General features: G+C 34.0%; 8 protein-coding genes. 7 read left to right on the forward strand and 1 reads right to left on the reverse strand.

The window, feature by feature from the left end:
• The first annotated feature begins 218 nt into the window (after positions 1–218).
• Together ACFQ1G_RS01095 and ACFQ1G_RS01100 are read left to right on the forward strand one after the other, a co-directional pair.
• On the forward strand, positions 219–1148 hold the full coding sequence (locus tag ACFQ1G_RS01095) for a hypothetical protein (RefSeq protein WP_380736392.1): 930 nt from the start codon (positions 219–221) through the stop codon (positions 1146–1148).
• Between the two features lie 152 nt (positions 1149–1300).
• Positions 1301–1933: a hypothetical protein gene (locus tag ACFQ1G_RS01100; RefSeq protein WP_380736393.1), complete on the forward strand. Its 633-nt coding sequence runs from the start codon at positions 1301–1303 to the stop codon at positions 1931–1933.
• Between the two features lie 176 nt (positions 1934–2109).
• Here ACFQ1G_RS01100 and ACFQ1G_RS01105 read toward each other — a convergent pair whose 3' ends face one another.
• Positions 2110–2778 (reverse strand): hypothetical protein, encoded by a 669-nt coding sequence (locus ACFQ1G_RS01105; RefSeq protein WP_380736394.1) that lies wholly within the window; start codon positions 2776–2778, stop codon positions 2110–2112.
• Positions 2779–3070: 292 nt separating this feature from the next.
• Between ACFQ1G_RS01105 and ACFQ1G_RS01110 the strand changes: the two genes are divergently transcribed.
• The 5 genes from ACFQ1G_RS01110 to ACFQ1G_RS01130 all read left to right on the forward strand — a co-directional run bounded on the left by ACFQ1G_RS01110 (position 3071) and on the right by ACFQ1G_RS01130 (position 7803).
• Positions 3071–3403: a hypothetical protein gene (locus tag ACFQ1G_RS01110; RefSeq protein WP_380736395.1), complete on the forward strand. Its 333-nt coding sequence runs from the start codon at positions 3071–3073 to the stop codon at positions 3401–3403.
• Positions 3404–3412: 9 nt separating this feature from the next.
• Positions 3413–3601: a hypothetical protein gene (locus ACFQ1G_RS01115; protein WP_380736396.1), complete on the forward strand. Its 189-nt coding sequence runs from the start codon at positions 3413–3415 to the stop codon at positions 3599–3601.
• Positions 3602–4178: 577 nt separating this feature from the next.
• Positions 4179–4619 carry a hypothetical protein gene (locus ACFQ1G_RS01120; protein ID WP_380736397.1) on the forward strand — a complete coding sequence of 147 codons (441 nt, stop codon included), beginning with the start codon at positions 4179–4181 and terminating at the stop codon, positions 4617–4619.
• Between the two features lie 1086 nt (positions 4620–5705).
• On the forward strand, positions 5706–6638 hold the full coding sequence (locus ACFQ1G_RS01125) for a hypothetical protein (RefSeq protein ID WP_380736398.1): 933 nt from the start codon (positions 5706–5708) through the stop codon (positions 6636–6638).
• Positions 6639–6792: 154 nt separating this feature from the next.
• Entirely contained in the window at positions 6793–7803 is a 1011-nt protein-coding gene (locus tag ACFQ1G_RS01130; RefSeq protein ID WP_380736399.1) for a hypothetical protein, read from the forward strand.
• Positions 7804–8155: the final 352 nt, after the last annotated feature.

An 8155-nucleotide genomic window follows, 5' to 3' on the forward strand; every position in this document is an offset into this window, starting at 1 on the left:
AACGGAGAAAAAGTAGAATTAACTGGCGGAGGATTCACATTGCCTGTATCTGTACAATAACTTGGCACAACATCGGTTAACGAGCAAATAGCGGCAGACCCTTCAAAAATGACATTTTTAACTACCTTTAAAAAGATAACTTAAGCGACAAATAATCGTTTCCCAGGTCCGCTGCTTGCGTTAACCGGGAACGTTGGGTACAATAATTTTTTAAGATTTTGACTAATAAAGACATAAACGATTTTACTTTACTACTTAACACTCTAAACTATATTTCTGTAAAGGATATAAATGAAAGTTCGGAAAAATGGATAATTGAAGTACTTAATAAATCTCTGCCTTTATTTACTCATTTAATAAATTCTTATTCATTAGATAAAATCGAAAGAATAACTATCAACAGAAGAATTCACGGTTCCAATAAGAGAATTAAAGAAATAAAATTTTTAAAATACCCTCCGGCTGATAAGGTTGCAAATTATGGAAGATGTAATCTGCCTAAACAAAGTATATTGTATGCTTCGCCTCTTTATATGACAGCAATAAGCGAAATGCAACCACGTGTTGGAGACTTAATTACAAAATCAATTTGGACAAAGAAAAATTCAAAAGAACTAAAATTATGTCCAATATTCCATATTCAACCGACTGATGGAAGTATAAATCCACATTCCTGGAGATTGGAAAAAGAGTTCAACAAACTTGTGAAGCAAAATCATCCAAAAGAACAGCAAGAAATTGTAATAAGTCTTTCAAAATTTATAGCATATCATTTCTCAAAATATGTTGATAGACAGAAACCTAAAAATTATCTTTTTAGCGCTTTCTTTTCGAATAAGATATTAAATGATTTTGAAGGAGGTACGATTGATGGAATAATCTATCCAAGTGTAAGATCTAAACTGTCTTTCGAAAATGTTGCTCTAAAACCTGATGTTTTTGATTTAAATTATCAGTTATCAGAAGTTCACGAATCTATTATTACAAAGGATCCTTCTGATGGTGATAAAGGTTACTTAATGGATGGATTAAATTTTAGTAAAGAATTTGATTATGAAACCGGGGAAATTATGTGGGATGATTCGATAAAACAACCTCAAGAAAGAATAGATTTCTTTAAAAAACACTTCCAATTAGATTTGGAGTAAATTACTGTACCCAACAACGCATAACTCAAATAGGCGGCAGTGTTAGAAAGAAAATAATTATCTTCACCAAGAAACCAGGTCTAAGCTGACAAAACCGCGTCCTCTACTCCGCCAACTTGTGTTATGCGAAACCGTTGCCCACAATATAAAAAATGACTTGGTACACAAAAAATACTTGGACTAAAGAGGATGAAGAAGAATTCTACATTCGTTTAAAAAGATCAAGAGAATACAACCGACCTCAATACTTGAAAACACAAGCATTTGCTCTAATTGAAACAAAGAAGTCGAAGCTTTTAGATGTGGCGGAATCATTAATAAATCAATTGTTGAAGGAATATCCGAATGACATTTTCAACAAAAGTTCAGCCTTAAATTTTTTGGGAGATATATATCAGCAACGGGGCGATTATCATACTGCACTTAAACATTACCGAGAATCTATTAATTTTGAAAACGTTAATCCTAATAGTCCACAAACTTCATCGTTCCTGAGTTACTCAGAGCTTATCATTAAAACTCAACAAACTGACAAATATCCTAATGTGGAAAATCTTCTTTTTGATAGAATGGATTCGGTAATTCTTCCTGTTCAAAAATATAAGATTGCTTCAATACTATCTGTGATTTACCAAACTAATAACAATCAGGAACTTGCCCAACACTACGCAGAAATTGCAGAAAAAAACGCAACTGCAGAAACATCGGGTTTTCGTTACCACAAAGATGTAGGTGTTGTAAAACAACGTCTGAATTGGCTGGATAAACTGGTCAAGCGGAAATAAAACTGTGGGCAACATCGGTTAACGAGCAAATAGCGGCAGACCATTGAAAAATGACATTTTTGACTACCTTTAAATAGATAACTTAACCGACAACTAATCGCTTCCCCAGTCCGCTACTTGCGTTAACCGGAGACGTTGTACGCAATCTTCCCACTTGATTAGAATAGATACTTTTACTAGTTCTTATCTAATCGACCATCCTGGAATGATTGAACTCTCAATTTAAAATGACCGTTTTTTACATCAATAAATTTAGAAGGATCATCCCAATTATATAAGCGAGCTTGAAATTCTCCAGTTACAATTTGTCCAAAATTGAAATATCCAGAAGTTATTTCCCTATTATCTGGCTCAGAATTAGTGATTTTTACATAAGAAGAGCTTGGCTGATCACCTATAGATGAAGTAAAATGCGTGGAAGGATCTGAAAAATCTAACGAAATATCAATATAAATCCCCTTTTCATAATCATCCGTAGTTAATTTATAAGAACCTGTCTGATAAGAGTCATTGAAACGAACATTCTCATCATAGCCCGCACAGTTTCCATCGTTAAAATTGGTAAAATATACATCAGCAGCCGGCATAGATTCATCTACCGGAGTAAATCCAGGTCCTGGGCTATGGGAGCACCCACTTCTACAGTAACACATAGTTGTCGCGTAATCCTGAACTAATGTATTTAATTCTACACCAACCGAATAATTTTGATCATTTGTCGTCCAGACTATATATCTATCGTATTCAATAGACAGGTTTTCTCCATTACTGCTATCATCATTTTTGCTACAAGAAATTAAGATTGCTAAAAGGAAAAGAAAGAAATTAAAACGTAACGATTTCATATCACATATATTTATGATTAAAATAAAATTTGATAAAATCGTAGGGTCGTTTAAAAATAGTATATTATTAATAAATTTGTTGAGATTACAATAAAAAATTATCACAAAGAGGTGATTAATTAAAAGACTGCGTACAACATCGGTTAACGAGCAAATAGCGGAAGACCCTTCTAAAATGACATTTTTAACTACCTTTAAAAAGATAACTTAACCGACAAATAATCGCGTTCCCAGGTCCGCTACTTGCGTTAACCGGAGACGTTGTAACACATTTTGACCAAACCAACAGAATTTGAAATTAACTAAAAAACATTTGGGAATTTATAACACCTACGAAGGAAAAAAATCCTCGTTAGAAAATGTTGGAACTCAAAAAGAGAAGGAATTATTTCAAAATGGAGAATTTGAGAAAATAACGGAATTAATAGAAACTGAATACAAAATAAAACGGAAAGAACTTTCGGAATCAGAAATACAAAATCACAAATCTGACCTAAATTTAATATTTGATAGTAATTGGAATAAAAAATCATTGAAATACTTATCGAAAAAATATTGTGAACCTGAAAAAGAACAAAGCACTTTTGACTCAATAATGTCTATGCTTTGGGCGATGTTTGGATAAAAATAAAATATGACTGAATTCATAATTATATCTGTATTGATAATCCTTTTTGGAGGATTTTTATATTGGGCTTATCTTCCTGATTATCGAAGAAATCCTAAAGAATTTTGGCGGACATTAATCGGAATGCCAATTGGAATGTTACTTGGCGGAATTGGATTTAATGAATTAAACGAACAAATTAAAAATGGGCAGTAGGAGAAAAAAATGGAAAGAAAACTGAAAAATAAAAACGTGTTACAACATCGGTTAACGAAGCAAATAGCGGCAGACCATCAAAAAATGACATTTTTAACTACCTTTAAAAAGATAAATTAACCGATAATATTCGTTTCCCATGACCGCTACTTGCGTTAACCGGAGACGTTGCAACACACTCCATTAACCGAAAAGACACTCCTTTTTTGCCCTTTTTGAGAGGTCAGGTTTCTGAACCTTGCCAACCTTGGTTTTCTGTCCGAAAAATCAGTCATTAAAAGCAACTTTTCAAGTTTTTATCTGCGGCGGTTCCTGTCTATCAAGAAAACGGACTTCACTCAGCCGCTGCGGAAAAGCCTAATTTTATCAATCTTTCGGGAAATATGAATATTAAAATCTCATCGGGAAACTTTCTGCGGATCCCTAAGCGTGTTGCAACAACGGTTAACTAAAATGGCTTTTTTGAGGGATAATTTCCTACATTTATTTCCATAACAAATATTCGTCTCCACGGAAAGTGATGTCTTCCCTACTCGCCACTTTTGTTAACCGGAGACGTTGTGCGTAAGTTGAAAAAATGACTAACTACGAAAGAATAAATAGCGAAAGAAATATATTTCTGACCAAAATTTTTGAGCCAGAGGAAAACTCATTGGAATTTGAATTGACAATCGGGTTAGTTGATGAATTGGAAAAAAGCAATGAAATTCTCGGTGTTGATATTAAATCTTCAAGACCAATTTATCACAATAAAAAAAGTGAAATATTCAAAGTAATATTTGACCAATATATTGCATATTCTGTGATTAATGAAAGTTATGAAAGTCTTCGCGGAACTGAATACGTTGGAGAAAAAATACGGACTTATAAAAAATCAAATTTCTTGGATTATGTAAAAGCGGACACATGTGCTTCATTGGACTATCCAGGAGAATTTAAGCATTACGCATTTATATCACTGAATCATATTGTGAATATTGTATCGACTGTTGAACCACGGATTGAAAAAATAAATTGAAAAACCTACGCACAACAGCGGTTAACGATCAAATAGCGGCAGACCATCGAAAAATGACATTTTTGACTACCTTTAAAATGATAACTTAACCGACAAATTCACGTTTCCCAAATCCGCTACTTGCGTTAACCGGGAGCGTTGTAAGCAATGCAAAAAAATCCATTTCAAACATAAATTGGAGAAAATCATAAATAAATATTCGACCTTAAATACTGCGAAACCTATTAACGGATTTTCCATTCTCTTGATCCTATATATTAATTTCTTAATTCTCTCTACTTTCGCACAATTCCACTATTTAAAGGTGAATCTCAAAAATCCATTAATTTCACAAGAACTTATTTCTGATTTATTTACACCATATGCTGATGTCGGTTTTATTCTGTCAATTGGATTAATGCTGATCTTGGTTTTAAAATTTTTCAAACAAAATTTAATCGTGATTATAGGAGCACTTATCCTTATCGGATTCTATTATCTGGCTGATTATAATGCAGCCTGGAATAATTAAAATCGGATAAGCACTGCTTACAACATCGGTTAACGAGCAAATAGCTGAAGACCGTTAAAATGACATTTTTGACTACCTTTAAAAAGATAACTTAACCGACATATAATCGTTTCCCAGGTCCGCTACTTGCGTTAACCGGGAACGTTGCAACACACTCCATTAACCGAAAAGACACTCCTTTTTTACCCTTTTTGAGAGGTCAGGTTTCTGAACCTTGCCACACTTCTTTTTCTGTCCGAAAAATCAGTCATTAAAAGCAACTTTTCGAGTTTTTATCTGCGGCGGTTCCTGTCCATCATGAAAACGGACTTCACTCAGACGCTGCGGAAAAGCCTAATTTTATCGATCTTTCGGGAAAAATGAATATTAAATTCTCATCGGGAAACTCCCAGCGGATTTCTAAGCGTGTTGCAACAACGGTTAACTAAAATGGCTTTTTTGAGCGATAATTTCCTACATTTATTTCCATAACAAAAATTCGTCTCCACGGAAAGTGATGTCTTCCCTACTCGCCACTTTTGTTAACCGGAGACGTTGGGTGCAACCTAAAAAACAAACACAAAAATCAAATAGATATGAAAACAGTAATCCTCTTAATTGCCCTAAGTATTCTAAGTTGTGGGAGCGTGGAAACTACAACTGATTATACCATTAAAGGCACTTCAAAAGAATTCATAGGCGACACAGTTTATGTTCATAAGTACGACCATTTTGATTATCTAAATCAGGACCACATTTTGGATTCGGCTGTCGTGGACAGTGAGGGGAACTTCGAACTTTTATTTTCCTATGAACCGGACAAGCTTGTTTATGTCTCAAGATATAAAGTCCCCCCACCTTCTTACCGCGTATTCAGACAAACTCCTGAACATTATTATTACTCAATGTGCGCTAATTTTTTTGGTATGTCACCGACAATATATTTAGGGAACCAAGAAAATTATAGAATTAGCCATTGGGATAAAGATAATAATGATTCATCTATAAAATATGAAGACCGTAATCAAGGACTACTTAGGGAATATTATAGATCTGTAGATTTTAGAGGTGAATTAGCAGATGAAAACAGGACTCCTCTTCAATTAGAACCGCACTTAGCGTGGCAAATTATAGAAAAGAAAAGAGATCAAATATTAAAGGATTTTAAACTTCTTAATGAGGACATTCCTGCCAACAGTTTTGAAGGTTATTTAAAAACAGAAATTTCGTTAGGTGCAATAAATGATTATTTAGTATGGTACGGGCTTCAGGAGGAATCCGCAGATACTCCTGAACTGATTAACCAAATTGTGGAACAGTACAATAGTAATGAGTGGAATGCAAATAGTTTAGAATTTTTCAAGTTAAACGAGAGATACATAACTCATCAAATGAATCTTCAGAAAAGGCAAGAAGCTAAATATTATCCATCTGATAAAGACAAGCTTTCGTATGCAAAGCAATATTCCCGACCAGACGTAAGAGACCAATATGTAGAAAACTTATCAAGTCTAATACAGGAAAATTAGAGCAAAAAGGCTGCACCCAACAATGCATAAAAACAATGCTATCTTAGTGTCGAATCGAAAGTCTGTGCGTACTTGCTGCGTCTGATTTTCCTGCGGAAAATCAACGCTGGCAATCGCCGCACTGTTTTTATACGAGACGTTGGCAAATATTTAAATGAAGAACTACACCCTATATATTGCACTTCTGATTCTATTTGGATTTTCTTCATGTAACAGCTCGACAAATAAAGCTGAAATCGAAAAAGAATCTTATACGATTGAAAATCAAGACACACATTCTGACACAACACTCTTGACTGAAAAGAAAAAAATAAAATCTGAGGCTGACCGATGCAATAGATACTGGTCTAGACTTGACAGCCTTAATCAGATTAAATACAATTTCTTCGTTGACAATGTCTATGAGACAGCCATTAGAAATTCTGATATACCAAAAGCAAACCGTGAATTTTTAGAAGCTCTAAAGAATGATTTGAATACTTTAAGAAACGAGAAATACACCAAGTTCACACTCGAACAACTCTTAATTCCAGTATTCAACTTAGATACCAATAAACTCGGAATGATTGGTATTCCAAAATATGACCGAGAAATCAAAAGCAAATTGGTTGAAATCAATTCCGAACGTGACCTTCTTAAGCAAACAGACCATTTTAAGAACAATGGACTGGACAACCTAGGAAAATTAGTTCATTACCAATCAATGTTTGATTCCGTTTTTGCAGGTCAGGACAACTCATATTTTCTATACACGGACTCAAGAAAAACAAAAACAAAAGTTCTTGGATTTGGATTCTATTATGACGAGTGTTTAGAGTACTATCATTATCCAATTTCAAAGAAAAACCTTGAGGATGAAGAAAAGGTGCTGTTTGCTTCTAAATATCCTCTTGAGCTAGAATTTGAATCTCATCCTGAAATTGATTCGCTTATCAAGAATGCATATGCGGACGGATGTTACGACTGCTCTTTCAAGTTTGAACCAGAAACAGTTTTTGCGACCATTAAAGGAGTTGAGAATTTATACTTTACCTACACAGACACATTTCCTCTCAACAACAAGTTTGATTATCCTGAACGAGCTTTAATCATGAGGATTAATGATTCAACCAAAGTTGACTTGTGGATAGAAGATGTAGATTTATTTGGGTGTAGTTGTTTATGAAAAAAAAGTAAAAAACATTTGCCAACATCGGTTAACGAGCAAATAGCGGCAGACCTTTTAAAATGACATTTTGACTACCTTTAAAAAGTTAACTTAACCGAAAAATTTACGTTTCCCAAGTCCGCTACTTGCGTTAACCGGATACGTTGGCACCAATAAAAGAATAACTGATGATTAAGAAGCTATTTTTAATTACTGTTATGGCAGTTCTATTTAATGTTTCAGGTTTCTCTCAAACAGAAATAAAGATTGACAGTATTGTTAGAGAATCACATTTTGAAATTATTAAAGGAACGGACTTTAAAGGAGCCATCATTCCTGCAGATTATGAGGTGAATTTTAATAAAGATCA

The sequence above is a fragment of the Salinimicrobium gaetbulicola genome, assembly GCF_042676025.1.
GTDB classification, from domain to species: Bacteria; Bacteroidota; Bacteroidia; order Flavobacteriales; family Flavobacteriaceae; genus Salinimicrobium; species Salinimicrobium gaetbulicola.